The following is a 24539-nucleotide window of genomic DNA, read 5'->3' as shown; positions in this document are numbered from 1 at the left end:
GCTGGCCCGGCGAGAAGCTCTACATCATCTGCGACAACTTCTCCCCGCACCGCCACCCCAAAGTCCGCGCCTGGTGCGCTACCAACGACGTCGAGTTGGTGTTCCTGCCCACCTACGGGTCCTGGTTGAACTGGATCGAAGCCGAGTTCGCCGCCCTGCGCTACTTCGCCCTCAACGGCACCGACCACCGCACTCACGGCGAACAGAACGCCGCGATCGAGGGCTACATCCGCTGGCGCAACGCCCGCACCCAACCCAAGACCGCATTCGCTACCGACTCACCCATCCGAACCTGGACCCATTACCCAACCAAAGTTGCGTGACAAGCCACTAGCGAGTGTTTGAAAGTGTTTGCGTGGCGGTGCGGGTGGCGGTTGACGGCCCCACAGCAAGCGTTTCCACCCTAAAACACTAGGGGGTTTCCGCGATGAGGACGTTGACCCGTCGCAGGACATCCAGCTGGGCCGGGTTGTACTCGAGCAGGCTCTGGATCACCACCGACTCGGCGACCGCCTTGCCCCGGCGCGACGTGGCTTCCGCTGGAAACGCCGCAATAAACCGCCGACTGGTCGTGCGGGTCTGTCAAACCGCATTCATGGGCGACGACCGACTATTCAGCAGCGTCCTGACGTGTGTGCGCGCTGTCCAGGCTCATCGCCGTTCGCGCGAACGCGGCAGGCGACAGCGTGCACCACACGATCACCGCGCCCACTGCCTGGAAGGCCGAGCTCATCACCCAGACTTCCCGCAATCCCAGTTCTGCCGCCACCAAGCCGCCGGCGAGCGCGCCCAGCGGGGTCAGGCCCCAGGCGAGTGCGCGATGGCTGGTCAGGACCCGGCCGAGCAGTCTGGAAGGGGTGTGGAGCTGCCTGCTCGACTGCGAGCAGACGTTCCAGACAAGGGTGACCGCAGTCATCAACGCTAGCAGCGCGCCCACGGCGGGCGCCCACGGCGGCGCGCCCGCGATCAGCAGCAGGACCACCGCGGTCGCCGTCTGCGCTATCCGCATCGACATCGAGTAGCCCAGCCGCGCCACGATCCACCCGACGATGAACGACGACGCGACCCAGCCGACAGCCATGCACGCAAGCAGCACGCCGTAGCCGACCGGGCCGAGGTGCAACTCCTGCGTCGCGTAAAGCACGAGCATGGTGTTGGCCGCGCCAGACGCGAAGGAGCCGAGCGCGACCGTGATAGTGATGGACCGCAGCAGCGGTGTGGCCAACAGGTGTTTGACCCCTGCGGCCATGTCCCGCAAAGAATAAGTGCCCACCGGCGCATCCGAGGCGGCGCGGATGCCGCGCGTCAGCACGAACGCCGCCAACGCCGCCACACAGGCCGCCCAGACGGGCACACCGGGGGCGAGCGTCATCAGCGCCCCGGTTGCGGGCGGCACCACGAATTGCACCAGACCACGGTCGATGACCTGGAGCCGAGTGTTGGCGGCGGGGAGTTGGTCCTTTGGCACGATCTCGGGCACCAGCGCGCCGCTCGCACCGTCGCCGAGGACCTGCGCCGACGTCACCGCGAACGCGACCACCACGAGCAATGGCAAAGTCAACAAGCCGATCGATGTGGCTACCGCGAGTATGAGCGCTGCGCAGGTCAGCCCGATGTAAGCGAATCTCAACACGGTCTCGCGCCGGACGCGGTCGATCAGAAGTCCCGCGAAGAGCGAACACAGCAGCCACGGCGCCTGTCCAACGACGTTCACCAGCGCCACCTCACGGGGATCGACCGTGATCGAGACCGCGAGCAACGGCAACGCCGCGAGCATCAAGCCCTCGCTGGTCGCCCCCGTTATCGCGACAGCCTGTAGTCGCCCCCACATCTTCGCTCCCATCGTTCCCACTGTCCTCCTTCCGAACAGGTGGTGCCCAAGAACGGTCAAATCCGCATCTACCAGCCTCATCACTGAAACCACAAAATCGGACAAATTCCATTCCACACGTCACCCATTCGGACCTTGTCGCACACAGTACCCGCGTCTAGGTTGAAATTGCCGGGGGGGAACTAAGGCTTGTTGACCCACCTCGGTGTCGAGCAAATCGAGCGAGAGGTGGACAAATGGACAGCATCGAACAGGTGGCGGTCGAGTTCGCGCACGAGACGCTGAGCGAGATGCCGCACGTGCTCTGACGTCGCAAAGGGGGGGGGTGGAGCGCAGGTCGTCTCCACCCCCCGCACCGCCGCCGTGGGGGAATTCAAATGCGTTATACAACCCCGTCATACGCTCCACCAAAAGGCGTCGAGCCTTTGACTCGGCGACTGCGAGCATTGTTGACGGCGAACGTGCCGACGCAATGTCCTGTTTACGTGGGCCTGGCGGATCCGGGATCGCTTTCACCAAAGCACGCCGTGGTCACCTATATCAGCGCACGCCTGTTCGCAGACGGCATGGCCAAGGATGTGCCGAGGACGAACACCAATCCAGCACCGATACTGAGAGTGCTCGCCGCGGCAAGTCGGGGCCGCGCGGACGCGATGGGGACGGACATCGCAAGGTTCCCGTCCGATCTGGCGTCGCCGGTGTGGCGGCGGGTCACCGAGTTGACCACGGATCCGGGCCTGCTGTCGTCCATCGAGCGCCGGGTGGCGGCGGATGTGCTGCTGCGCCTGGGGTATGTGAAACGGGCGTCGGCGTTACTCGGCATGGATGGCGTCGACGCGGCAACGCACAGGTTCACCGACACACAGGTCGCGATCAAGGAGTTCGCTGTCCTCTACTGGCGATCGCACGACCCGCTCGCGCTGGAACAATTGGCTTTGCACGGCGCCTCCGATCCGTCGCTGGACGCCGATACCCGGCTGAGCCTGGCGACGTTCGTGATCGTGCGTAACGGCAAGCTGCGCATCGAGACCGCCGAGATGCATCAGGCCATCGGGCTCGGGGAGTCGGCACTGGCTGAGCTGCCGGTCAACCACTGCGCGTCGAGCCTGGCGAAGCAGTCCTACTACCGGGGCCTCGCCTTTCTACCGTTCCTCCGCCACGACGAGGCGGGCACGTTCGAGCTGCTCGATCGGGCATTGCAGGCGCAGGCCGACGCCGTGCCGCGCGGTGAACTGGAAGGTCTCGCGTGGACCGACTACGCCTTCCCGCTCTTCGAGACCTTGGCGAAGACGAACCTGCTGACCGGTCGATTCGACAGCGCGCTCGCCGCCACCGATCGGCTGCTGGAGCTCAGCCCGCACGATCACCGGGCGTGGGTCGCAAGGGGCCAAGCGTTGGTCGAGCTGGGCGAGCTGGAAGAGGCCCTGGCGGCCTACACACACATGGAGGCGCTCGGGGGTCTTCCAGCGGCCGCGGCCACCTTCTACCAGGGCTGGATCCACGAACAGCTTGGAAACCCAGACCTGGCCCGCGCCTGTTTTGAGCGGTCGCAGAGCATCGACCCGACCGTCGAGATCGGAGTGAAGCAGTGACCAAGCCGTGGGTCGTGATTCCAGAGGTGATTTCCTCGCCCGCGTCGCTCATCGAGCTGCACACCAAAGAGCTTCTGGACAAGAGCGCACACGCGAGCCCTGGCGAGACCCGGATCGTCGACGGCAGGCAACTGCTCGACGAGGCCGTCGAGAACGCCGTCGCCGACGCGTTCAAGCGAGCCGCTGACATCACCGGCATCGAGTACTCGACCATCGAACGGATCTCGATCCTGCGTTATCGCCGCGGCGGCGAGTACTCATGGCACGCCGACAACGAACTGGTCGAAGGCCGCGAACGCAAGCTGTCGATGGTGATCTCGCTGAACACCGGCTACGAGGGCGGGGGAACCGAGTTCATGTGGCCCCGGCCAGGGTGTTCGGAAATCGTCAAGCTACCCGCAGGAGACGCGGTGGTCTTCCCGTCATTCCTCTACCACCGCGGCCGGGTGACGATCTCCGGCGAGCGCTGGATCATCGTGGCGTGGGCAGACGGCGTGCCGTTTCGCTAGTGATCGAGAACGTCGGCAACCAGTGTGCCGACCTCGCCCAACTGCGTGCGGCATGGGCGTGCGCGGACACGCGAATCGCCCGGCCCTGCAGACCTGGGCGCGCGGCACCGCGGCTTGATCAACGAATCGACCCGCGCCGCGCCACTCCGCCCTCGGCTTCATCGACCAGGGCAACGGCTACTCGGCGTCCCGGAAATCACGGCTGCGGCTCGCCGCGATCGAGGCCCGTGCGGCGGCCCGCCTGGACGACCGGTCCCGTACCACTGCGGCGCTGGGCCGTCTTCGCACTCTCCAAGACGCGCTCGCCGAGTGTGGCGAGGTCACCGACTCGGTGGCTTTGTTGAGCCAATCATCCCTGTCGATCGTCGCCGTGCTGGCGATGACCACTTTCATCACGATCAACATCGCGGTCTAACTGCGGCGCACCGTGACCGAGACCGACCGGATAAGATCGGATAACTGCCATGTTCGTCCCGGAAATCTCGATTTTGGCCTCCTTCCTCCTGGTCAGCTTCCTGGTCAATATCACACCGGGAGCGGACATGATGTTCGTCGTGGCGCAGTCTCTGGCCAACGGCCCCAAATGCGGCCGATTCGCTGCGCTGGGAATCGCCAGCGGCTCAGTGTTACATGGCGGGTTGGCGGTGGTGGGTATCTCAGCGGTCGTCGCGGCCTCGCCGAAAATGCTGGCGGTATTGACCTACGCGGGAGCGGCCTACCTCGCCTGGCTCGGTATTCGGGCGCTGCGTGAGTCCGGTCGTACCACATCCGCAGAAGGCCAGCCGAGACTGACACCGACGGGTGCGTTTTGCCGTGGGATAGTCACCAACCTGCTCAATCCCAAGGTGATCCTTTTCTACCTGACGTTTCTGCCGCAATTCATTCAACCCGCCGTGGGCAAGGAATGGAAGCAAGTGCTGTTCTTCGCGCTCACCTTCAATTTCCTGGGAACACTGGTTCTACTGGCCATCGCGGGCTGCGCCGGTTGGCTTACCTCTCAATTGGAGGGCCGACAGCGCTGGATCGATCTGATGCCCAAGGCGTCCGGAGTCATCTTCATCGCACTAGCGATCAACCTGCTGAGGCAGGCATAAGGTTGCCCCCCCCCCGGCAACAAGCTGTCGCCGACACAGAAATGCTCGCGTACGACATAAAGACCCAATTCCGCCTTAGGTAGCGGCGGACTGCCGGAGTCCTTGATATCCCGCGCCGTGGTGGTGTGAATTTTGACGGTATAGGCGCTGCGAGGTCTTCCCGCCTGCGCCGACCCGATCTACGGAACCGGGCAGGTTGCTCCGGTTTTCGCACCTTCGAGTGACAATGATTTCACGTGAATCGAAGGACACTGTGACGTCGACTTGTGGTCAGAAAATCGACTTGAGTTTCTTGTCGGTTCACTTGACCCAGCCATTGTCCTGCATGCCTGATTTGGTCCAGACGGTATCGTAAACGGCGCCGGTGCCGACACCGATGGCCAAGCCGCCCAAACCACCCGCGATCGCCCCTGGCACGTTGCCGAACGCGCCGCCCACGACAGCGCCGATGGCGGCTCCGCCACCCATCCCGGCGACTGTGCTGACCACTCCCGACGAAATGGCCTGGGTCGGCGGCTTGCCGTGTTCGATATCGTACCAGGCCACGCCGATGGCGATACCTATTCCTAATCCCGGGACTACCCGCGCAGCGCGAAGGGACTGGCCGCCAGCCTTTTGCGCGAGCTTCCCGAAAGATTTTTGTGTTCGCATATGTTGGCGTTGTTGCCGGTAGTCCTGGGTTCCGATGTTCGCGGTCGGGTTCGCGCGGCTGAAGCCCCGGGCCTGGCTCATGATGCTGCTTTGCCTCATGCGATACTTGGCGGCACGCTTGCTCATAGCGTGTGCGATGTAGGTGTCATTGGCAAAAGCCAGAGCTTGAAAATGCCACTTTTTGACCAGATCATCGATGGCGTTCTTGGCGGTCATCTCAAAGGAGCTCAAGTCGTTCCGGACTTTCTCGATGTCTTTCGTCGCCTTGGCATACGCGGCCGTCTGGTTCTGATGCGCCTTGGCTGCGGCGGCGTACGTCGGCTCCTGCTGTGGAGTAGCGCCCGCGGGAAGTTCGGCGGGCGCGGCTACTGGCGAAAGAATGCCGTCGGCGGTGACGGTCAGACCGGCCTTCTCGGCGTCCGCGCGGATCGCATCCATCCTGCGCTTGTGCGTCTCAAGGCTCGCGGCCTGCCGTTCCGCCCACGAAAAGCCGGTTTTCGCGTCTTCGGCGACTTCTTCCGCCTTCTTGCCTCCCGTTGTCATTCGTTGGCGGAACGAGTCCCCCGCCGGCCCCGTCCAGTCGGCTTCGGTATTCGTCCGTGCCCGGTACACCTGGTTCACCGACTCGTCGACCTCCTCCGAGAGAACGTTCTTAAACCAGTCGGCAAGTTGGTACAGGCTTTCCGGGTTCCCCTTGATCTTCGTGTCAAGCATACGACCCACCCCCGTGGATGTCAGTTCTTGAACTTTTCTTGAGCTTTCTTTTCCTGGGTCAAGTAGTCCTGACGTGTCTTGTCTATCTCCGCACTCGCTGCCGCCAGTCCGATCGATATTTGGTCGGCATCCCGCACGAGTTTGACGATTAATCTGGTGAACGCGTCGTTCAGGTTTCCGGCGTCCACTGATTGCGGCGCGGCAGGCGCGGTTCCGATGTTGTCACTTGCCTTGCTCAGCGCACCGGCGACCTGCTCAAGGGTGTCCAGATCAATCTGGAATCCGTTCGACATGGTTCACACCGCCGTCCTGCGGTGCTCTTCGGGAATCTCCACGTCGAATGTGATGGCGTCGAACGGGACTTCCCGCTGGACATCCTCAAGGCGTGCGGTGGCAACCACCACCCACGGCTGGTTTTCCCCGCAGCAAGCGATCAGTCGGTCGAGTGCGGTGTAAGCAAGCAAGGTGACCTCACCGTCCGTCGTCCGACGCAGATCCGGTGTGAAGGACTGGTCATCCGCCACCTCGCACGCGACATAGATGACCGGTGGCACAAGCGTTTCCATGGCATCCCCCCGTAATCGAGTTCCCTGAACTCAGAGTAGAGAGGTCATCGTCACCAGCCTGTCGGTCGTTCGACCCACATTTGGTCAGTTGATCTGGCGGTCGTAGCCCTCCCAGTACGGCGCCCTCAGCTTGAACTTCTGCAGCTTGCCGGTCGCGGTGCGGGCCAGTTCGCCGCGGAACTCGACCGAGGTCGGTGCCTTGTAGCCTGCCGCTCGCTCCTTGCACCAGGCGATCAGCTCGGCCTCGGTGGCCTCTTGGCCGTCGGCGAGCACCACCAGGGCCTTGATGGTCTCACCCCATTTCTCGCTGGGGACCCCGATCACGGCGACCTCGGCGACCGCAGGGTGGGAGAACAGCACGTCCTCGACCTCGATCGAGGAGACGTTCTCGCCGCCGGTGATGATGACGTCCTTCTTGCGGTCCTGGATGGTCACATAGCCGTCGTCGCCGATCACGGCTCCGTCGCCGGTGTGGAACCAGCCGTCGGCCAGGGCCTTCGCGCTCTCCTCTTGCTGCTCCCAGTAGCCCTCGAGCACCACGTTGGAGCGGGCCAGCAGCTCGCCCGCGCCGTCGGCGGCCTGCTCGACCTTGAGGCGCACGCCGAGAGCGGGTGCGCCCGCGCGGGTCAGCCGGGTCGCCCGCTCCTCCGCCGAAAGGTGGTCCCACTCGGCGCGCGTCCGGTTGATGGTGAGCAGCGGCGAGGTCTCGGTGAGGCCGTAGATCTGCACGAACTCCCAGCCGAGCTCCCGCTCGACCCGGGCGATCGTCTTCGTCGGGGGCGGCGCCCCCGCCATGATGATCCGCACCCGGTCGCGCCCGGGGATCTCGCCCTCCCAGGACCGCGCGGCGTCGAGCACCGCGGCCGCGACAGCGGGCGCCGCGCACATCACGGTGACGCCGTGCTTCTCGACGCGGCGCAGGATCTCGGTTCCGTCGACCTTGCGGAGCACGATCTGCGGCACCCCGAGCCCGGTCATGGCGAAGGGCATCCCCCACCCGTTCGCGTGGAACATCGGCAGCGTGTGCAGGTAGACATCGCGATCGGTCACCCCGGCGTGCAGCGCGAACGTGACCGCGTTGACCCAGATGTTGCGGTGCGTGATCTGCACGCCCTTGGGTCGCGCCGTGGTGCCGGAGGTGTAGTTGATCGTCGCGGTGGCGCTCTCGTCGGGCTCCCACGGCCTCGGCTCGGCCCCCTTCGGGGCGTAGAGGTCATCGTCGCGGCCAAGCACGAACCGGTGCTCCGCGGTGACGCCTGCCAGCGCCTCGTCCAGCTCCGGGTCGACGTAGAGCACCCGCGCGCCGGAGTGCTCCACGATGTAGCGGACCTCGTCTGGCCGGAGCCGGAAGTTCACCGGCACCAGCACCCGGCCGTAGCCGGAAACGCCGAAGAACGAGCCGAGCAGGCGCGCGCTGTTGGGACTGACCACCGCCACCCGGTCGCCGACCCCGATACCGAGGTCGTCGAGGTGGGCGGCCTGGCGCCGTGCCAGGGCGCCCACCTCGGCGTACGTCAGGTCCCCCAGCGAGGCGACCTGCTGTCCCGGCTCGTCGACGACGCCGGTGCGCCCGCCGTACACCTGCACGGCCCGGTCGATGAAATCGGAGACACTGAACGGGACGAACATTCTCGTGGGTTCCTTCCATGCGGTGAAGGGGTTCCTGGCACGCTACGCCGATACCTCATGCGGGCTGATCGCCAAGCTGCCCTCCATTCTCGCGCTCGTCGCCTTCATGTTCTCGTGATCGCCGACACGACGTGCTCCAGGCCGTCGGTCGGCGATGACCTCAACTCCGCCGTGGGCTAGGTCGCCGCCCGCGCAGGCCGACGAACGCCGATGCCACCCATGGTGTCGCACCTCGTGGGTGATCTAGCCGGTTCGGGAGCCGATCACGAGGGTGATTTGCTGGGGCGTGTCCCCGCGGATGAGAGTGATAGGCACTTCCTGCTCCGGTTCGGTTTGCCGGAGGGCGGTGAGCAGGTCTTCCACGCCGCGGATCTGTTTACCGGCGAATTCCACCAGCACGTCGCCTGCGCGGATGCCCGCGTGGGCGGCTGGTCCGTCTTGGTCGACGCCGAGCACCAGGGCGCCGTGGTCGGTGCGCGCGCCGAGTCGCCGCTGGATGTCGGGGGTGAGCCGACCGAGTGAGACGCCGAGGTAGGGGTGGGCCGCAGCGCCCTCGGTGAGCAGTTGGTCGGCGACGTCGACGACGGTCGCGGCGGGGATGGCGAAGCCGAGGGAGACGGCTCCGGCCGCGGGTGGGATGTAGGCCTCGTTGATGCCCACGACCCGGCCCTGGACATCGAGCAGTGCGCCGCCGGAGTTGCCCGGGGAGATCGACGCGTCGGTCTGGATGAGGTCCACCAGGGCCGGGGTTTGCCCTGCTGAGCCGGGAATCTCGCGGTGCAGGCCGGAGATGATCCCGGCGGTGACCGAGTTCTGCAGGCCCAGCGGGCTGCCGATGGCCAGCGCGCGCTCACCGGGCCGGGGCAGGTCTGTCCGGTACTCGGGCACCGGGAGGTTCTTGCGATCGGTGCGCACCACGGCGAGGTCGGTGACGGTGTCGGTGGCCAACACGGTGCCGGGTGAGCGCGCGCCGTCGGCGTAGGCGATGGTCACCTCGCGGTGGGCGCCGACGACGTGCTGGTTGGTGACCACGACGTCGGGCCGCAGGACGACCCCGCTGCCGACGCCCTGTTCGGCTTGGACGGTAACCACGCTGGGGCCGATCCGTTCCACCACATCGGCGTACCCGCCGTCCGGCCCGGCGGGGCGGAGGCCGCGGTGGTCGGTTCGTGGCTCGACGGGGTGTCGTCGTCGCCGGTGCAGCCTGACAGCGCGACGATCGCCGCCGCCACCACGGCACCGAGCCGGGTCGCCTGTGCCTTGGCCGTACTGGGCATGGCGCCTCACCTCCTGGTCAGGGGTGCCGTCTCCCGCCCTGCCACGTCGTCCGCCCGCGCGCCGTGGGCGCGGCGCGGCAGGCGACCGGCGATCTGGCGCAGCCGGTGGATGCGGTCGGCTGTGGGCGGGTGCGTGTGGAACAGCGCGGCCAGTCCGTCGCCCGCGAGCGGGTTGGCGATCATGAGGTGGGCTTGGGCAGCGTGTGGGGCGTCGGCAGGCAGCGGCATCCGCCGGGTCCAGTGTTCGATTTTCTCCAGGGCGTCGGCCAAGGCGAGTGGGTCGCCGGACAGGCGCGCGCCGTCGGCGTCGGCTTCGTACTCGCGGCCGCGGCTGACGGCCAACTGGATCAGCCCGGCGGCGATGGGGCCGAGGATCACCATCAGCAGCACCGCCAGCGGGTTAGGCGTGTCCTCGTCGTCGGACGTTCCGAGTGGGAGGAACAGGGCGAGGTTGGCCAGCGAGGTGATGACGCCTGCCAGGGCGGCGGCCACGCTGGATATGAGGATGTCCCGGTTGCGCACGTGGGACAGTTCGTGCCCGAGAACCGCGCGGAGCTCCCGCGGGGTGAGCAGGCGCAGGATGCCGTCGGTGACGCAGACCGCGGCGTGGCGCGGGTTCCGGCCGGTGGCGAACGCGTTGGGCTGGGCGATGTGGCTGATGTGCAGCCGTGGCATGGGCTGCCCAGCGGCGGCGGCCAGTTCGCGGACCATCGCGTGCAGCCGTGGCGCTTGCCGCTCGGTGACGGGCTCGGCGGCCATGGCCCGCAGCGCGAGTCTGTCGGACCAGAAGTAGGCGCCCGCGTTCATCGCCAGTGACAGGACGGTGGCGGCGATCAGGCCGGGGCCGCCGCCGACCCAGTGGCCGAAGGCGATGACGAGGGCAGTGAGCAGACCGAGCAGCGACGCGGTCTTGAGTCCGTTGCGGCAACGGCTGTGATGGTGGCGCATTGTGGTCAGCTTCTTCCTCTCGCGGTGACGGCTCGTCCACCTTGGCGTGGTGTGCTTGCCTGACGGTCAGCCAGCTCTCCTCAGCATGCGAATACCCAGGTCAGCTCGGAGGCGCTCGCACCATCGCCAACGCGACATCATCGCCCCGGGTTCCCAAAGTTGAGCCTCACGCACTCAACTGCGACCGGGGGAAGGGCGGTGATCGAGAGGCGAAAAAGTTGAGTGGATCAGACTCAATCTGGGAACAACCTCGTTGCGGTGGGCGTTGTCCAGGGCGGCGCCACCGCGGTGCCGACTATCGGTGACCGTTGACGAAGACCGTGACCAAGTGGATCTAGTAGTGGGAGGTGTGAACCATGGCGCTGCCTGCCGTGCGATCGGGCAATCAGGTGGGTCGCTGGGACCCGTTCCGTGAGTTCGAGGACCTCTACAGCCAGCTGGGCCGGTGGATGGACTCGGCGTTGGGTCGGCTCGACCAGGGCATCGCGTGGGCTCCGCTGGCGGATGTGACCGAGGTCGAGGACGCCTACGTCGTCGAGGTCGACCTGCCCGGTGTCAAGCGCGAGGACGTCGCCATCGAGCTCGTCGGCAACGACCTGGTCGTCACCGGGGAGCTGAAGCAGAAGGAGCGGCAGGGTCTGCTGCGCCACCGCACCCGCCGCACCGGCGAGTTCTCCTACCGGGTGACGCTGCCCGACAGCGTGGACGCGGACAAGGTCGAGGCGTCGCTGGACGAGGGCGTGCTGACCATCCGCGTGGCCAAGAGCGAGGCGGCCAAGCCGCGTCGCATCGCCATCAGGGGCACGTGAGCCCGGCGTGTCCCGGTGCGGCCCCGGCCCGCGGGCCGGGGCCGCTACAACACCCACCTCCGCGCGCCGGAGGCGATGCGCGCGAGGCCGCCGCCCGAGCCGGACGGCTCAGCTGAACCGCGAGGCCGTGCCGCAGAAGGAAACGCTGTCTGAAACCGACCGGTCCCAACCTGTTTCGTGACCGTGACGATGGAGGTGCCGCCGCATGACCACCACGCGACTCTCCGCCACCCAGCTCACCGCGCCCGGTCTGGTGAACCTGCCGACCCCACCGACTGGCTGGCCCATCGGCTCCTACGCCACCTACGCCGAAGCCCAACGCGCCGTGGACTACTTGGCCGACCACGACTTCCCCGTGCAAGACCTCACCATCGTCGGGGTCGAACCGATGGTGGTCGAACGGGTCGCCGCCCGCCTGACCTGGCCGCGTGTCCTGGGCGGCGGCGCAGCGTCCGGCGCCTGGTTCGGCCTGTTCGTCGGGCTGCTGCTCGGCCTGTTCAGTCCCGGCCCCACACTCGCGCCGATCCTGATCGGCCTGCTCACCGGTGTCGCCTTCGGCGCGTCGTTCGCCGCAGCGAGCTACGCGTCCCTGCGCGGCCAGCGCGACTTCGTCTCCACCACCCAGATCGTCGCGGGGCGCTACGACGTGCTCTGCGAACCACGGCACGCCGAGAAAGGCAGGGACCTGCTGGCCGAATTGGCCCTCGCCAGTCCATCCAGCGCCTGAGACACGGCATCGGCGCCCCCTCCAGGTCACGCTGGAGGGGGCGCCGATGCGACCGGGGTGGCGGGAGGGCGGGGAGCGCGCGTCTACCGCGCACCAGTTCGGCCGCTGTCAATTGACGCGTCGGCTCACCGCGAGAGTCGGGGGATGCGGTGGGACTGACGCGTTCCGGTCAGGGCAGTCGCAGCCAGACGGCGGTGTCGGTCGACACCGCGCCATTCGCGAGTGGCGTGCTCGACAGCAGGACCTCGCTGCCCTCGGGCAGCTCGAACGGCGCGGCGCCGAAGTTGACCGCGCACGCGACGCCGTTGCCGCGGGCGAAGAGCATGACGTTCGGCGGGGCGTCGAGCCAGGTGAACTCCGGCGCGGTCAGGCCTGGCTCGGTGCGGCGGACGCGGAGGGCGGCGCGGTGCAGGGCGAGCATCGACCCCGCGTCCGCGGCCTGTTCGGCCACCGCGTACTTGCCGAACCAGTCCGGTTGGGGAAGCCAGGGAGCCGCGGTGGCCTCCGGTGGGGAGAAGCCGAAGCTGCCGGGCTGGGCGCTCCACGGCAGGGGCACGCGGCAGCCGTCGCGGCCGAAGTCGACGCCCTGGGTGCGCTTCCAGCTCGGGTCCTGGCGGGCGTGGTCGGGCAGGTCGACCTCCTCGGGCAGGCCCAGTTCCTCGCCCTGGTAGAGGTACTGCGAGCCGGGCAGCGCCAGCAGGGCCAGGGTCGCGGCCCGGGAACGCCGCTCCCCCAGCGCGAAGTCGACCTCGCCGCGCGGGCGGACCAGGGCGAGTTGCGGGTCGAGCGAGACGGGGAACTCGGCGGGGGTGACGATGCCGTAGCGGGTGACCGCGCGGTGCACGTCGTGGTTGGCCAGCGTCCAGGTGATGGTGGCGCCGGTCGAGCCGATGTCGGCGAACGCCCGCTCGATGGAGGTCCGCCAGCCCGCCGCGCTCCAGGGCTGCATGAGCAGGTCGAAGAAGAACGCCTGCGGCAGCTCGTCTTCGCGCAGGTAGGCGGCCAGGGCCTCGACGGTGGGGACCCAGATCTCCCCGACCAGCGTCAGGTCGCGGTCTGGCCCGTAGGACGCGGCGATGGCGCGCCAGCGGCGGTAGATGTCGTGCACCTCCGGGCGGTCCCAGGCGTGCTCGTTGAAGCGGCCCCCGTCCCAGTCCGGCAGTTCCTCGTGCTTGTAGAGGCCGTGCGCGACGTCGATGCGGAAGCCGTCGACGCCCCGGTCGAACCAGAACCGCAGCACGTCGTCGAACAGCGCGGTGACGTCGGGGTGGCGCCAGTTGAAGTCCACTTGGGCCGAGTCGAAGAAGTGCAGGTACCACTGTCCTGGGGCGCCGTCCGGCTCGGTGATCCGCGTCCAGGCGGGCCCGCCGAACTGGGAGTTCCAGTTGTTCGGCGGCAGCTCGCCGTGCTCGCCGCGGCCGTCGCGGAAGATGAACCGCTCGCGCTCGGGCGAGCCGGGGCCCGCGGCCAGGGCGGCGGTGAACCAGGGGTGCGCGCTTGAGCAGTGGTTGGGCACCAGGTCGAGCAGCACCTTCAGCCCGCGCTCGTGGGCCTCGCCGACGAACGCGTCGAAGGCGGCCAGGTCGCCGTAGTCGGGCTCGATGTCGGTGTAGTCGGCGACGTCGTAGCCGTGGTCGGCCTGCGGCGAGGGGAAGCACGGGTTGAGCCAGACGCCGTCGACGCCGAGTTCGGCGAGGTAGTCCAGTCGGGACCGGAGTCCGGCGAAGTCGCCGATGCCGTCGCCGTCGCCGTCGGCGAAGCTGCGGAGGTAGATCTGGTAGATGACCGCGTCGCGCCACCAGTTGGTGCGGGTCATGGCAATCAGTCCTTTTCGTTGTCGGTGAGTCATTTGACCGCGCCCGCGGTCAGGCCGTCCACGATTCGGCGTTGGAACACCACGACCAGGACCACCAGTGGGATGGTGACCAGCACGCCCGCGGCCATCTGGCTGCCGAACGGCGTCTCGAACTGGCTGGCGCCGGTGAACTTCGAGATCGCCACCGGCGCGGTCTGCATGGCCGCGTCGTTGGTCATGGACAGCGCGATGAGGAACTCGTTCCACGCCGCGACGAACGTGATGATCGCGGTGGTGAACACGCCGGGGGCGGCCAGCGGCAGCACGATCCGGCGGAACGCCTGCCCCTGGGTGCAGCCGTCGATCATCGCGGCCTGTTCGAGCTCGATCGGGATCTGCCGGAAGAACGCGGTCAGGATCCACACCGCCAGGGGCAGCGCGAACGACAGGCTCGGCGCGACCATGGCCTGGTAGGTGTTGATCCAGTCCCAGTCGGTGAACAGCTTGAGCAGCGGCACCACGATCGAGACCACCGGGAACATCGATGTGGCGATGATCCCGGTCAGCACCAGGCGTTTGAACGGGAAGTCCAGGCGGGCCATCGCGTACGCGGTGAGCGTGGCGATGACCAGCGCGAGCGCCGTCGTCGTCCCGGCAACGACCAGGCTGTTGGCCATCGACCGCAGGAAGCCCTGATCGGGGTCGAACACGGCGGTGTAGTTCTCCAGCGACCACGGCGACGGCAGCGCCGACTTGTCGAAGATGTCGGACGTGCGCCGGAAGCTGGACACCACCATCCAGTAGAACGGGGCCAGGCAGAACACGATGACGACGGTGACGCCGATCATCACCAGCGGTCCTCGGGTGCGCTTGCGGGCGGCCGCTGAGGCGGGCCGGGTCCTCGGGGGCGTCGCCGCGACGGGACTTTCCAGGACGCTCACGCGATCACCTTCGCTCGTCGGGTCTTCCTGCTCCGGACGCCCTTGCCCGCGTCGCCGACGACATCGGCGCCGAGCAGCTTGACGAACGCGAACGCCACCAGGAAGACGAACACGAACAAGATGACCGCGTAGGCCGCGCCCGGGCCGAAGCGGACGTTGGACGCCTCGTCGTGCGCCAGCATCGACAGCGTCTCCACCGACTCCTTGCGGGCACCGATGAGCACATAGGGCATGTCGAACATGCGCAGCGCGTCCAGCACCCGGAACAGCACCGCCACCAGGAGCGCGGGCTTGACCAGCGGCAGCGTGATGCTCCGCAGCCGCCGCCATGACCCGGCCCCGTCGACCCTGGCCGCCTCGTCGACCTCCTTGGGGATGACCTGGAGTCCGGCGAGCACCAGCAGCCCGACGAACGGGGCGGTCTTCCACACGTCGGCGAAGACGACCGCGAGCTTGGCGTGCAGGCCCTCGCTGGTCCAGAGGACCTGGCCGGGCAGGATCGCGTTGGCGAGGCCGTCGGCATTGAAGATCCACCGCCAGAGCAGGGCCACGATCGCGGTCGGGATGGCCCACGGGATGAGGATGCCCGCGCGGACCAGCCCCCGCCCGCGCAGCGCCTGGTGCATGATCAGCGCCATCCCCACGCCCAGGACGATCTCCAGCGCGACCGAGGTCCCGGTGAGGAACACGGTGTTGGCGAGCGCGTTCCAGAACCGGTCGCCCGCGCTGGTGAACAGGACGGCGTAGTTGTCCAGGCCGACGAACGGCTCGGTGTCGTCGACGAATCCGGACTCCGGGTCGATTCCCCGCGCGCCGTACAGCGACTGCCACACCGCCTGGACCGTGGGGTAGGCGACGACGACGGCGAGCACGAGGACGGTGGGCGCCACCAGCAGCGCGCCGAGCCGGGCCGACCCGGCGCGGCGGTCCGAGGGCGGACGGGACAGCACCGCGGTCATGTCACCGCCCCCCGGTGATCTTGTCGAGGCGGCCCTGCAGGTCGGCGAGCGCGGCCTCGCTGCTCTTCACGCCCGTCAGCGCGGCGTAGGCCTCGTCCTGGATCGCGCCGGCGGCGTCGCCGTAGCGCACCACCCTCGGCCGGGGCTGCGCGGTCATGATCGAGGCCTTGAGCGTGGGCAGGTACGGGAACGCCCGCACCAGTTCCGGGTCGTCGTACAGGCTGGTGTAGGTGGGCGCCAGCGAGGCGGCTTCCAGGTTCTGGCGCTGGCGCTGCGCGGAGGTCATGTACTTGACGAAGTCCAGCGCGGTCGCCTTGTTCTTCGCGAACGAGGACACGGCCAGGTTCCAGCCGCCCAGACTGGACGAGCCGGGCCCGTCCGCCCCCGGCAGGGGCGCGACATCGAACTTCCCGGCGACCGCGCTCGACCCGTCGGTCTTGCTGGCCAGCGCGTGCTGGTAGGGCCACTGCCGGTGGAAGACCAGCTGGCCCTTCTGGAACGCCTGCCTGCCCTGCTCCTCCTGGAAGGTGATGGCCGGGCGCGGGATCAGCCCGGACTTGAAGCCGTCGACGAGGAAGTCCAGCCCCCGCTTTGCTTGCGGGGTGTCCACAGTGGGCTTGCCGTTCTCGTCCACGATCGCGCCGCCCGCGGACTGCACGGCCTCGGCGAAGTTGACGGTGAGCCCCTCGTACTTCTCGAACTGGCCCGCGTAGCAGGACATGCCCGCGGCGTTGGGCAGCGCGAGCACCTGGCCGCACTGCGACCGCAGCCGCGCCCATGTCGTGGGCGGCTTGTCGATGCCCGCCTCGGCGAGCAGGTCGGTGCGGTAGAACAGCAAACCGCCGTCCGCCCACGCCGGGGCCGCGTACAGGACGCCGCGGTACTTCGCGCCCTCGACCACCGGCGGCAGCGTCTGGTCGAGCGGGAACTGCTCCTCCGGCAGCGGCTCGATCCAGCGGTTGGCGGCGAACTCGGCGGTCCACACGACGTCGAGGGCGATCACCGCGTTCGCATCCGAGCGCGTCTGCGCGTTCTGGATGTGCTGCTGGCGCTGCTGGTCGGACTGCTCAGGCAGCTCGACAAAGGTGACCTTCTCGTCGGGGTGCTCGCGGTTCCACTGGTCCACGACGCCGCGGAAGGTCCCGCTCACGTCCTTGCCCGCGACGTAGTTGATCGGGCCGCGGCCCTCGAACCCGCCGCCCCTGGCCGGGGCGCCGCCGCCCGCGCTCGCGCAGGACGTCAACCCGACCACCACCGCGGCGGTCAGCGCGCCCGCGGCGATGCGGGCTCTCGTGGTGTGCACGCCTAACTCCTTCTCCACTGGACAGTCGGCTGTGGGCCGGGACGGCCACCGATACGGGCTAGTGCCGGTCTCCGGTCTTGGCGGAGAACAGGTGGGTCTCGCCGGGCCGGATTCGGAAATGGAGGCGCTCGCCCTTGCGCGGCGGGACACGCGCGTCGACCTTGGCGATCACGTCGGCGCCGTTCTCGAGCCTGCCGTAGCAGAACGCGTCGGCGCCGAGTTCCTCCACGACGTCGACAAGCACGGCGAAACCGCCGTCAGCGGAGCCGACCGGCTCCAGCGACTCGGGCCGGAAGCCCAGAGTGGCCCTGGACCCGCCTTCGGCTGCGATCGCCCGCACGGCGGCACGGCCAAGGGGAACGCGCGTGCCCGCGACCCTCGCGCCGTCCTCGTCCACCGCGACCTCGGTGAGGTTCATCGCCGGGGAGCCGATGAACCCGGCGACGAAGACGTTGGCGGGCCGGTCGTACAGCTCGCGCGGCGCGGCGCACTGCTGTAGCTTCCCGTCCTTCATCACCGCCACCCGGTCGCCCATCGTCATGGCCTCGACCTGGTCGTGGGTCACGTACACGGTGGTGATGGCCAGCCGCCGCTGCAGCGCGGCGATCTGGGTCCGGGTCTGCACGCGCAGCTTGGCGTCGAGGTTGGACAGCGGCTCGTCCATCAGGAACACCCTCGGCTCGCGCACGATCGCCCGGCCCATCGCGACCCGCTGGCGCTGGCCGCCGGAGAGCGCCTTGGGCTTGCGGTCCAGGTAGGGCTCCAGGTCGAGCAGCGCGGCGGCCTCCGCGACCCGCCTGCGTCGCTCCTCTTTGGACACACCGGCGATCTTCAGCGCGAAGCCCATGTTGTCGGCGACGCTCATGTGCGGGTAGAGCGCGTAGTTCTGGAACACCATGGCGATGTCCCGGTCCTTGGGCGGCAGGTGGGTGACGTCGTGGTCGCCGATGTGGATGGCGCCGTCGTCGACGTCCTCCAGGCCCGCCAGCATCCGCAGGCTCGTCGACTTCCCGCAGCCGGACGGCCCGACCAGCACCAGGAACTCCCCGCAGGCGATCTCCAGGTGCAGGGCGTCCACCGCTGGGCGCTCGGCCCCGGGGTAGACGCGCGTGGCCTTCTCGTAGGTGACGGTCGCCATCGACTTCCCTCCGCAGTGCCTTAGATCACTTAAACGCTTCAGTGAAACGTTTCAGCTAAGGTAGGCGTGGCTCGCGGTGTGGTCAAGGCCTCAGGAGGAATCGGCGCTATGGGCGCTCGCAAACGGATCACGGTCGCCGACGTGGCGCGGGAGGCAGGCGTGTCGCAGGCGACCGTCAGCTACGTCCTCAACGACAACCCGAATCAGAAGATCCCCGACGCCACCCGCCGCCGCGTGCGCGACGCGGTCGAGAAAATCGGCTACACCCGCTCCGCGGCCGCGCGGGCGCTCATCCGCGGCCGCGGCGACACCGTCCTGCTGGCGCTGACCGGCCTGCCCATCGGCCCGCACATCGCCCACCTCATCGAGGCGCTGACCGAGGACCTGGGCGCCATCGGCCTTGGCCTGATCACCCACCAGGAACAGCCGCGCCGCACGCTGGCGGCGACCTGGCGCGAACTCGCCCCCGCCGCGGTGATCGCCTTCACCCCGGTGGGCTCCGCCGAGCACCAGGCCATGCGCGCCGCGGACGTCCACCTGGTGTGCGTGCGCCCGGGTTCGGAACCCGCGGCCGACCACCCGGTGGTGGTCCTGGCGCCCAACGACCGCATCGGCCGCCTCCAGGCCGCGCACCTCATCGCCGCGGGCCACCGCCGCCTCGGCTACGCCGCCCCCACCGACGAGCGGGTCCGGCACCTGGTCGACCTGCGCCTGTCCGGAGTCGCCGCCGCGTGCCGCGAGAACGGCCTCGCCGCCCCGTCGGTCCAGCCGGTCGATCTCGACCTCTCCAGCGCCACTTCGGCGGTGGCGGCCTGGCGGGCCGAGCCCCGCACCACCGCGGTCTGCGCCTACAACGACGAACTCGCCTTCGCGGTCCTGGCCGGGATGCGCGCGCTGAACCTGGCCGCCCCGCACGACCTGGCCGTCGTCGGCGTCGACAACATCCCCACCGCCCCCTTCGCCAACCCTGCCCTCACCACCGTCGACCAGGACATCGCCGCGATGAGCACCCACCTGTCCGCCCTGATCGCCGACGCCGTCCAGGGAAAACGCGGCGAACCCGCTCCCCCGCCGGACATCCTCCGCCTGATCATCCGCGACACCGCCTGAGCACGGCGACCCGAACCGCGACGCCGACCTGCGGTCCAGCGCCGAACGACGTTCAGGAATCAGGGCAGCTCACGGCGACGAACACGGGGGTGGCGAGATCGAACGCCTGCTCCTTCTCGAAAGCCACTTCCTGGTGCGCGTACTTGCCCCGTTCGGTATAGTAGGGGGCAAGCAGGCCCTTCTCCAGGGCGGCGCAGGACATGGCGTAATAGAAGCTTTCCAGCTTGCCCGGCCAGAGTCCGACACTGCTTTCGGCGAACTTGGCATGAGCGCGGTAGATGTAGTCCGCGTCGACCCTGACCACGCTGACGATATCCAGCGGGTCGTGGATCACAGTCGGGTCGTGCGGGGCGAAAGCGTAGGCGAAGACGTAACTGGTGCGCACCACCAACTCCCCCTCGGCCCCCGGCTCGACGGTCATTCGGCCGTCGACTTTCGGGGCGACGTCGAGCAATCGGTGCTCAGGAGCCAGATTCGTGCGGTTGGAGCTGTCGGTGGCGATCTGGTCCCGGGCCTTCGGGGCGAACAGCGCCACGAAGGACTCCAGGTTTCCGCCCCGGAGCACCTCCGGGTCGAGCCGGGCCGCGACCAGCACACGCCGAATCTGCTCGGTCGCGGCGGCGACCTGTGCGGCGGTGAAGCCGTTCACGGCCACGGGCGTGGGGGCCACCACACCGCTCTCGCCATCGGACCAACCGGCCGCGGGGGTGCCGACAAACGGCTGGGCCAAGTCGACCCGTCGGATCTCACTCGGCACGGTCGCGGTGGTCGTCGGCGCTCCGGACGCCCGGGGCGGGACAGCCCCGCGCTCGACCGAGCCCACGGCGACCACGCCCAGGCCGAGAATCGCCAGGAGGACACCCACGGAGATGATCTTGACGCGGTGCCTCCACCAGAACGCGGGCGGCCCCGGCCGACGAGGATTCCGCAACCGACGCCAGCGCACACCGCGCACGGCCCGCCGAGCCACCCGGTTCCATTCTGGATCGCGCAGCTCAGGGTGGTCGAAGATGTCGTTGGACACTGCTTGCTCCCAGGTCATCCGCGAAGTCGGCGAAAGATACCCTTCCCGCGGGCCGCCGAACGCGACGAAGGCCCGGTCGTCAGGTCGTGTCGTGGCCGGACGCGATGCCGCCATGGGCGTGGTCGTGCGGTTCGGGGTCTTCCCAGGGGGGCAGTGGGTCTTCCATCAGGCGCCAGTGTTCGGGTCCCGCGGCCATCTCGTCGTCGGTGAGCAGGGCGGGGTCGAGTCGGCGCTGGGGCTCGGCGGGGTCGAGGTCGATGCCGATGAACACGAGTTCCTGACCGGGTAGGCGGTTGTCGAGGAGTTCTCCTGGGTCGATCGTGAGGTTGGGGCCCGCCTGGGACCAGACCGCGAGGGTGTCGGGGCGGGTGGCGATGTGGCAGAAGCCCTTGCTGCGGAGCACCCCGCGCCAGTCTTCGATGGCGGCGGCGAGGCGGGCGGGATGGAAGGGGCGGGTGGCGCGGTAGGTGACCGAGCGGATGCCGTATTCCTCGGTTTCCGGGGTGTGGCCGCCTGCGAGTTCGGCGGCCCATCCGGGGGTGGCGGCGGCGGTGACCGGGTCGTAGCGGCCGGTGTCGAGGACTTCGGCCAAGTCGATCGTGCCGCGGACGGAGTGGATGAGCCGGGCGGTGGGGTTGAGGACGCGGGCGAGTCCTTCGACGGTGGCCACCTGGTCGGGGGTGGCGAGGTCGGTCTTGTTGAGCACCAGGACATCGGCGAACTCGACCTGGTCGATCAGCAGGTCGGAGATGCCGCGTTCGTCGCCATCACCCGCGGCCAGGGCGCGGTCGGTGAGGGTGTCGCCGCGGTCGAGTTCGGTGAGGAAGTTGGCCGTGTCGATGACGGTGACCATGGTGTCGAGCCGGGCGAGGTCGGACAGGCTGGTGTCGTCGTCGAAGACCCATTCGAAGGTCGCGGCCACCGGCATGGGCTCGGAGATGCCGGTGGACTCGATCAGGATGGTGTCGAACCTGCCTTCCCTGGCCAGGGCGGCGACGCTGTCGAGGAGGTCTTCGCGCAGGGTGCAGCAGATGCAGCCGTTGGTCAGCTCCACCAGCCGCTCCCCGCCGCGCCCGGCGATCAGGGAGGCGTCGATGTTGACCTCGCTCATGTCGTTGACCACCACCGCCACCCGGCGCCCCTCGCGGTTGGCCAGGACGTGGTTGAGCAGCGTGGTCTTGCCCGCCCCCAGGAAGCCGGACAACACGGTGACAGGAACACGCGACGGCGACGACATGCAGAACATGATAATCATATTCGACTAGTTGTCTCCGCCGGGCTCCCGCGCGCTCAGCGAAGCCTCATCGGCGGCAGGGGCGGGTTTGCCGGGCGCGTGGCCGATCAGGCGGTCGGGACGTCCGCGTCGAGGCAAGCCCGAGGAATGACCAGCCCGGTCTCGTAGGCGAGCACGACCGCCTGCGCCCGGCTGGTCAGGGCGAGTTTCGTCATGGTGCGGTTGAGGTGGGTCTTCACGGTCGCCTCGCTCACGGTGAGGGCGGCGGCGATCTCGGTGTTGGACTTCCCGGTGGCCACATGCCGCAACACCTCCCGCTCTCGGGTGGTGAGATGCCGGAGGCCGGGCGGGACCGCCTGGGGCCGTGGCGACTCGCCGGAATGGGCGAGGTACGCCTCGATGAGCCTGCGGGTGACCGACGGGGCGAACAGCGTCTCCCCCGCCGCGACGACCTCGATGGCGGAGATCAGCTGGCGCGGCTCGGTCTGCTTGAGCAGGAACCCCGCAGCGCCCGCGCGGAGCGCCGCGTAGACGTACTCGTCCAGGTCGAAGGTCGTCAAGACCATCACCCGGGGCGGGACAGGGCTGGCGGCGAGGATGCGCTCGGTGGCGTGGATGCCGTCGACACCGGGCATCCGGATGTCCATCAGGATCACCTCCGGGCCGGTCGCGGCAGCCAGCGCGACGGCCTGTTCCCCGTCCGCAGCCTCGGCGACGACCTCGAAGCCGGGTGTCGCGCGCAGCAGCGCGGCGAGTCCGGCGCGGATGAGGACCTCGTCGTCCACCACCATCAGCTTGACCACTCCCCCAGCCACGCGATGCTTATACCGTTGTTCGGTCTGTGCTGGGTAGGGTGAGTTCGACATCGAAGCCGCCCTCCGGTCTCGGTCGTGCGCTGACGGTTCCGCCGTAAAGGGCGGCGCGTTCGCGCATGGACATCAGCCCGTGGCGCGGGCTGTCGGACTCGGCGGGCGCGACTCGCGCCGCCGGAGCCTCGTTGCCGATCCGCACGGTGATCCGGTCGGCGCCACGGTGGACGGCCACGGTCGTCCGGCTCCCCGCGGCGTGCTTGATGACGTTGGTCAGCGCTTCCTGGACCACGCGGTAGACGCACAGTTGCAGGCCCGAGGGCAACACGGTGGGCGTCCCCGTCAACTCCAGCGTCACCGGGACGCCCGCGGCGCGCACCCGGTCGATCAGGGCGGGCAAGTCGGCCAGGCCCGGGGTCGATGACCGCTGCCCGCCCACCGGGTCGTCCGAGTCGAAGCGCAGCAGGCGCAGCATCCGCTGCATCTCCCGCAGCCCCTCCCGGCTCGCCGCGGCGACCGTGTCCAGCGCGGCGTGCGCCGCGGGCGGGTCGGAGTGGAAGACATGCCCGGCCAACCCGGTCTGCACCGCGATCACCGCCATGTGATGCGCCACCACGTCATGCAGTTCCCGGGCGATGCGCACCCGTTCCCCGGTCAGCGCCCGCTCGGTCCTGGCCCGCTGCTCGGCGTGCAGCTGCCTGGTCAGCTCGACCAGCTTCCGGTTGCTCTCGCCGAGCCTGCGGCTCACATCGCCGAACCCCCAGGCCACCGCGACCGCGGCCACGACCATGCCCACCGCGACATGCGGAGCCAACGACGCCCGCAACCCGGCCCAGAACAGCGGCGGGGCCAGCACCACCGCGCCCGTGACCACGGTCAGCGGCGGCCGGGTGCCCGCGACCGTGTAGAGCGCGAGCATCGGCGCCCAGTACTTCGGCGTCGGCTGGTTGCGGCCGGTGAGAGCCAGATACGCCAGGAACGCCAGCGAGGTCACCACCAGCACCGTCACCGGCCATCGCCTGCGCACCGCCAACGGCAGGAAGACCAAGGCGGTCAGACCATAGGCGAGCTCGTCTCCACCGACACCGCTAGGCACGTACTGGTCCTCGACCAGGCAGCCGATCGCCGTGAGCCCGACGGCGATGATCACGTCCACCGTGTAGGGAGGGACCGAGGTCAGCCACCGTGCCGGAAGATCGCCGCGCATCCGCACAACCTAGCCGGCGACCGACAACCGCGCGTCACACTCAGGTTTACCCACCGGCTACCACGGCTGGTTGACCCGCGCGGGCACCCCGACGCATCCCCTGGCAAGCCGGATCGACACGGACCGCACGCGGAAACCGGACCTGGACACCAGCCAGTCGCGTCGAGGACACCTACTGGATTCTTGATTGATTCCAGAAAATGGGGCACACTCCAGAGCGTGCCGACACCTTTGGACTACGAGCGCATGTTGCGGGGAGCCGCGCTGCGTGTGACACGTCCCCGGGTCGCGGTGCTGTCCGCGGTGCACGAGCATCCGCACGCCGACACGGACTCGATCATCACGGCTGTTCGCGCGGGGCTTGGCGGCGTGTCCCACCAGGCCGTTTACGACGTGCTGCGCGCGTTGACCAGCGCCGGGCTGCTGCGGCGCATCGAGCCGCAGGGATCGGTGGCGCGGTATGAGGCCCGGGTCGGGGACAACCATCACCACGTGGTGTGCCGGTCGTGCGGCGCCATCGCCGACGTCGACTGCGCGGTCGGGAGCACGCCCTGCCTGACCGCGTCCCACGACCACGGTTTCACGATCGACGAAGCCGAGGTCGTCTACTGGGGCCTGTGCCCCGCCTGCTCCACCGCAACCAGTTCCTGAACTCACCGTTTGATCCTTGGA

General features: G+C 68.5%; 24 protein-coding genes. 8 read left to right on the top strand and 16 right to left on the bottom strand.

Going from position 1 to position 24539, the window contains the following annotated elements; all coding sequences use genetic code 11:
- Nucleotides 1–323, top strand: a 323-nt coding sequence (locus tag BLS56_RS17090; protein WP_175482882.1) for a transposase, incomplete at its 5' end; no start/stop codon positions are given.
- 287 nt (nucleotides 324–610) lie between these two features.
- Here the strand turns inward: BLS56_RS17090 and BLS56_RS17085 are convergent.
- On the bottom strand, nucleotides 611–1843 hold the full coding sequence (locus tag BLS56_RS17085; RefSeq protein WP_407640528.1) for an MFS transporter: 1233 nt from the start codon (nucleotides 1841–1843) through the stop codon (nucleotides 611–613).
- Nucleotides 1844–2316: 473 nt separating this feature from the next.
- Between BLS56_RS17085 and BLS56_RS17080 the strand changes: the two genes are divergently transcribed.
- The 3 genes from BLS56_RS17080 (at nucleotide 2317) to BLS56_RS17070 (ending at nucleotide 5026) form a co-directional block, all read left to right on the top strand.
- On the top strand, nucleotides 2317–3423 hold the full coding sequence (locus BLS56_RS17080; protein WP_175482881.1) for a tetratricopeptide repeat protein: 1107 nt from the start codon (nucleotides 2317–2319) through the stop codon (nucleotides 3421–3423).
- On the top strand, nucleotides 3420–3932 hold the full coding sequence (locus BLS56_RS17075; protein ID WP_091451615.1) for a 2OG-Fe(II) oxygenase: 513 nt from the start codon (nucleotides 3420–3422) through the stop codon (nucleotides 3930–3932). Before BLS56_RS17080 ends, BLS56_RS17075 begins: the two co-directional genes overlap by 4 nt.
- A gap of 464 nt (nucleotides 3933–4396) precedes the next feature.
- Nucleotides 4397–5026, top strand: a complete 630-nt coding sequence (locus tag BLS56_RS17070; protein ID WP_091451612.1) for a LysE family translocator — start codon at nucleotides 4397–4399, stop codon at nucleotides 5024–5026.
- Nucleotides 5027–5326: 300 nt separating this feature from the next.
- Here BLS56_RS17070 and BLS56_RS17065 read toward each other — a convergent pair whose 3' ends face one another.
- From BLS56_RS17065 to BLS56_RS17040, 6 genes are all read right to left on the bottom strand, one after another.
- On the bottom strand, nucleotides 5327–6391 hold the full coding sequence (locus BLS56_RS17065) for a hypothetical protein (RefSeq protein WP_091451609.1): 1065 nt from the start codon (nucleotides 6389–6391) through the stop codon (nucleotides 5327–5329).
- A 20-nt stretch (nucleotides 6392–6411) separates the two neighbouring features.
- Nucleotides 6412–6684, bottom strand: coding sequence for a hypothetical protein (locus BLS56_RS17060; protein WP_091451607.1), 273 nt, complete (start codon nucleotides 6682–6684; stop codon nucleotides 6412–6414).
- A gap of 3 nt (nucleotides 6685–6687) precedes the next feature.
- On the bottom strand, nucleotides 6688–6957 hold the full coding sequence (locus BLS56_RS17055; protein ID WP_091451604.1) for an SAV_915 family protein: 270 nt from the start codon (nucleotides 6955–6957) through the stop codon (nucleotides 6688–6690).
- A gap of 84 nt (nucleotides 6958–7041) precedes the next feature.
- Entirely contained in the window at nucleotides 7042–8586 is a 1545-nt protein-coding gene (locus BLS56_RS17050) for an AMP-binding protein (RefSeq protein WP_091451601.1), read from the bottom strand.
- Nucleotides 8587–8829: 243 nt separating this feature from the next.
- Nucleotides 8830–9699 carry a S1C family serine protease gene (locus tag BLS56_RS17045; RefSeq protein WP_228771705.1) on the bottom strand — a complete coding sequence of 290 codons (870 nt, stop codon included), beginning with the start codon at nucleotides 9697–9699 and terminating at the stop codon, nucleotides 8830–8832.
- Nucleotides 9700–9869: 170 nt separating this feature from the next.
- Nucleotides 9870–10811, bottom strand: coding sequence for a M48 family metalloprotease (locus tag BLS56_RS17040; RefSeq protein ID WP_091451598.1), 942 nt, complete (start codon nucleotides 10809–10811; stop codon nucleotides 9870–9872).
- Between the two features lie 356 nt (nucleotides 10812–11167).
- On the opposite strand from BLS56_RS17040, the gene BLS56_RS17035 reads away from it, so the two are divergent.
- Nucleotides 11168–11620 carry an Hsp20/alpha crystallin family protein gene (locus tag BLS56_RS17035; RefSeq protein WP_091451595.1) on the top strand — a complete coding sequence of 151 codons (453 nt, stop codon included), beginning with the start codon at nucleotides 11168–11170 and terminating at the stop codon, nucleotides 11618–11620.
- A gap of 205 nt (nucleotides 11621–11825) precedes the next feature.
- A complete protein-coding gene (locus BLS56_RS17030) occupies nucleotides 11826–12347 on the top strand; it encodes a general stress protein (RefSeq protein ID WP_091451591.1) in 522 nt (173 codons plus the stop codon).
- A 169-nt stretch (nucleotides 12348–12516) separates the two neighbouring features.
- Here the strand turns inward: BLS56_RS17030 and BLS56_RS17025 are convergent, their stop codons facing one another.
- Genes BLS56_RS17025 through BLS56_RS17005 form a run of 5 tightly spaced genes read right to left on the bottom strand, consistent with a single transcriptional unit; the run spans nucleotide 12517 to nucleotide 18483 of the window.
- The gene (locus tag BLS56_RS17025; protein WP_091451589.1) at nucleotides 12517–14163 is read right to left on the bottom strand and encodes a glycoside hydrolase family 13 protein; all 1647 of its coding nucleotides are present in this window, start codon (nucleotides 14161–14163) and stop codon (nucleotides 12517–12519) included.
- Nucleotides 14164–14192: 29 nt separating this feature from the next.
- Entirely contained in the window at nucleotides 14193–15083 is an 891-nt protein-coding gene (locus BLS56_RS17020; protein WP_228771704.1) for a carbohydrate ABC transporter permease, read from the bottom strand.
- Nucleotides 15080–16042 carry a carbohydrate ABC transporter permease gene (locus BLS56_RS17015; RefSeq protein WP_091451586.1) on the bottom strand — a complete coding sequence of 321 codons (963 nt, stop codon included), beginning with the start codon at nucleotides 16040–16042 and terminating at the stop codon, nucleotides 15080–15082. The genes BLS56_RS17020 and BLS56_RS17015 overlap by 4 nt, the downstream gene beginning before the upstream one ends.
- A 1-nt stretch (nucleotide 16043) precedes the next feature.
- A complete protein-coding gene (locus tag BLS56_RS17010) occupies nucleotides 16044–17345 on the bottom strand; it encodes an ABC transporter substrate-binding protein (protein WP_175482880.1) in 1302 nt (433 codons plus the stop codon).
- Between the two features lie 58 nt (nucleotides 17346–17403).
- On the bottom strand, nucleotides 17404–18483 hold the full coding sequence (locus tag BLS56_RS17005; protein WP_091451583.1) for an ABC transporter ATP-binding protein: 1080 nt from the start codon (nucleotides 18481–18483) through the stop codon (nucleotides 17404–17406).
- Between the two features lie 108 nt (nucleotides 18484–18591).
- Between BLS56_RS17005 and BLS56_RS17000 the strand changes: the two genes are divergently transcribed.
- Entirely contained in the window at nucleotides 18592–19593 is a 1002-nt protein-coding gene (locus BLS56_RS17000) for a LacI family DNA-binding transcriptional regulator (RefSeq protein WP_091451580.1), read from the top strand.
- 52 nt (nucleotides 19594–19645) lie between these two features.
- On the opposite strand, the gene BLS56_RS16995 is transcribed toward BLS56_RS17000, so the two are convergent.
- The 4 genes from BLS56_RS16995 to BLS56_RS16980 all read right to left on the bottom strand — a co-directional run bounded on the left by BLS56_RS16995 (nucleotide 19646) and on the right by BLS56_RS16980 (nucleotide 23867).
- Entirely contained in the window at nucleotides 19646–20617 is a 972-nt protein-coding gene (locus BLS56_RS16995; protein WP_091451578.1) for a hypothetical protein, read from the bottom strand.
- Nucleotides 20618–20696: 79 nt separating this feature from the next.
- Nucleotides 20697–21854 (bottom strand): GTP-binding protein, encoded by a 1158-nt coding sequence (locus BLS56_RS16990; protein WP_091451702.1) that lies wholly within the window; start codon nucleotides 21852–21854, stop codon nucleotides 20697–20699.
- 104 nt (nucleotides 21855–21958) lie between these two features.
- Nucleotides 21959–22654: a response regulator gene (locus tag BLS56_RS16985; protein WP_228771712.1), complete on the bottom strand. Its 696-nt coding sequence runs from the start codon at nucleotides 22652–22654 to the stop codon at nucleotides 21959–21961.
- Between the two features lie 19 nt (nucleotides 22655–22673).
- Complete coding sequence (locus tag BLS56_RS16980; RefSeq protein ID WP_091451699.1) at nucleotides 22674–23867, bottom strand: sensor histidine kinase; 1194 nt, start codon at nucleotides 23865–23867, stop codon at nucleotides 22674–22676.
- A 219-nt stretch (nucleotides 23868–24086) separates the two neighbouring features.
- Between BLS56_RS16980 and BLS56_RS16975 the strand changes: the two genes are divergently transcribed.
- Nucleotides 24087–24518 (top strand): Fur family transcriptional regulator, encoded by a 432-nt coding sequence (locus tag BLS56_RS16975; protein WP_091451573.1) that lies wholly within the window; start codon nucleotides 24087–24089, stop codon nucleotides 24516–24518.
- The last annotated feature ends 21 nt before the right edge of the window (nucleotides 24519–24539 follow it).

Origin of the sequence: Actinokineospora iranica (genome assembly GCF_900101685.1) — a bacterium.
In the GTDB taxonomy this organism is placed as follows: domain Bacteria; phylum Actinomycetota; class Actinomycetes; order Mycobacteriales; family Pseudonocardiaceae; genus Actinokineospora; species Actinokineospora iranica.
Note: the sequence above shows the minus strand (reverse complement) of the source record. Positions and strands in the feature narration are given on the sequence as shown.

Coding starts and splice junctions, on each gene's coding strand:
- BLS56_RS17085 (WP_407640528.1), bottom strand. CDS start 1,843: ATGGGAGCGAAGATGTGGGGGCGACTACAGGCTGTCGCGATAACGGGG.
- BLS56_RS17070 (WP_091451612.1), top strand. CDS start 4,397: ATGTTCGTCCCGGAAATCTCGATTTTGGCCTCCTTCCTCCTGGTCAGC.
- BLS56_RS17065 (WP_091451609.1), bottom strand. CDS start 6,391: ATGCTTGACACGAAGATCAAGGGGAACCCGGAAAGCCTGTACCAACTT.
- BLS56_RS17060 (WP_091451607.1), bottom strand. CDS start 6,684: ATGTCGAACGGATTCCAGATTGATCTGGACACCCTTGAGCAGGTCGCC.
- BLS56_RS17055 (WP_091451604.1), bottom strand. CDS start 6,957: ATGGAAACGCTTGTGCCACCGGTCATCTATGTCGCGTGCGAGGTGGCG.
- BLS56_RS17050 (WP_091451601.1), bottom strand. CDS start 8,586: ATGTTCGTCCCGTTCAGTGTCTCCGATTTCATCGACCGGGCCGTGCAG.
- BLS56_RS17040 (WP_091451598.1), bottom strand. CDS start 10,811: ATGCGCCACCATCACAGCCGTTGCCGCAACGGACTCAAGACCGCGTCG.
- BLS56_RS17035 (WP_091451595.1), top strand. CDS start 11,168: ATGGCGCTGCCTGCCGTGCGATCGGGCAATCAGGTGGGTCGCTGGGAC.
- BLS56_RS17030 (WP_091451591.1), top strand. CDS start 11,826: ATGACCACCACGCGACTCTCCGCCACCCAGCTCACCGCGCCCGGTCTG.
- BLS56_RS17025 (WP_091451589.1), bottom strand. CDS start 14,163: ATGACCCGCACCAACTGGTGGCGCGACGCGGTCATCTACCAGATCTAC.
- BLS56_RS17015 (WP_091451586.1), bottom strand. CDS start 16,042: ATGACCGCGGTGCTGTCCCGTCCGCCCTCGGACCGCCGCGCCGGGTCG.
- BLS56_RS17005 (WP_091451583.1), bottom strand. CDS start 18,483: ATGGCGACCGTCACCTACGAGAAGGCCACGCGCGTCTACCCCGGGGCC.
- BLS56_RS17000 (WP_091451580.1), top strand. CDS start 18,592: ATGGGCGCTCGCAAACGGATCACGGTCGCCGACGTGGCGCGGGAGGCA.
- BLS56_RS16990 (WP_091451702.1), bottom strand. CDS start 21,854: ATGTCGTCGCCGTCGCGTGTTCCTGTCACCGTGTTGTCCGGCTTCCTG.
- BLS56_RS16980 (WP_091451699.1), bottom strand. CDS start 23,867: ATGCGCGGCGATCTTCCGGCACGGTGGCTGACCTCGGTCCCTCCCTAC.